The 1,302-nt window shown below is 69.7% G+C and carries 1 protein-coding gene; it reads right to left on the bottom strand.

The window, feature by feature from the left end; all coding sequences use genetic code 11:
• Positions 1 to 35: 35 nt before the first annotated feature.
• Positions 36 to 1,302 (bottom strand): Glu/Leu/Phe/Val family dehydrogenase (locus AC08ON_RS04635; protein ID WP_476616516.1); only part of this gene is annotated, 1,267 nt, incomplete at its 5' end.

Raw genomic sequence — 1,302 nt, 5'->3', positions numbered from 1 at the left:
GACCGCCGGTCAGGGATGCCGGTCAGGGATGCCGGTCAGGGATACAGACCCCGGGTCCGGTGGGCGTCGGCCACCCGGCCGACCCCGATGACGTGCGCGGCGCTGCGCATGCTGATCTTCTGGGTCGTGGCCAGCAGGGAGACCTCGCGGTACGCGCGGTCCATCAGCGCCCGGAGCCGGTCGCTGACCTCGTCCTCGGACCAGAAATACGCCTGGATGTCCTGCACCCACTCGAAGTACGAGACCGCCACCCCGCCGCCGTTGGCGAGGATGTCCGGCACCACCAGGACGCCCCGGTCGTCCAGGACCTGGTCGGCCTCGGCGGTCACCGGGCCGTTGGCACCCTCGACGATGATCGGCGCGCGGACCCGGTCGACGTTCTCGACCGTGATGACGCCCTCCAACGCCGCGGGGACGAGCACGTCGACGTCGAGCTCCAGGAGCTCGTCGTTGGTGATCGTGTCGGTTCCCGGGTAGCCGACGACCGTCTCCGCGCCGCCGGCGAGATGGCGGATGAGGGCGGCCGGGTTGAGTCCCTGCGGGTTGTAGATCCCGCCCTTCACGTCCGAGACCGCGACCACAGTGCAACCGGCGTCGTGCAGATACTGGGCCGCGAGCGCCCCCACCTTGCCGAAGCCCTGGACCGTGATCGTCATCGCGTGCGGGTCGCGCCCGGTCTCGCGCAGCGCGGCGAACACCGAAAGCTGCACCCCCAGGCTGGTCGCCCCGGCCCGACCGGCGGAACCGCCGATGGACAGCGGCTTGCCGGTTACCACGCCGGTGATGGTGTACCCGGTGTGCGCCGAGTAGGTATCCATGATCCAGGCCATGGTCTGCTCGTCGGTGCCCACATCCGGTGCCGGGATGTCCTTCTCCGGTCCGATCAACGGGACGAGTTCGGCGGCGTAGCGCCGGGTCAGGCGTTCGCGTTCCGGCAGGGAGAGCATCGCCGGTTCCACCGCGATGCCGCCCTTGGCCCCGCCGTAGGGGATCCCCATCAGCGCGCACTTCCAGGTCATCCACATCGCCAGCGCCTTGACCTCGTCGAGGTCGGTGGTTGGGTGGAAGCGGATCCCTCCCTTGCCCGGGCCACGGGCGAGGTTGTGCTGGACGCGATAGCCGGTCAGCACGGTCAGCTGACCGTCGTCGCGCTGTAGCGGAACGCTGACGGTGATCGCCCGGCGGGGCGTGCGGAGCAGGTCGTGCATACCGTCGTCAAGGCCCAGATGACGAGCCGCGTTCGCCAGTTGAACGCAGGCCGTGTCCCATGCTGAGCCGGATCCGAGGATCACAGGCACCTCC

The organism is Frankia sp. CoWAU3 (genome assembly GCF_977971855.1).
The sequence above is the reverse complement of the archived record's forward strand: the minus strand, read 5'-3'. Positions and strand labels throughout refer to the sequence as shown.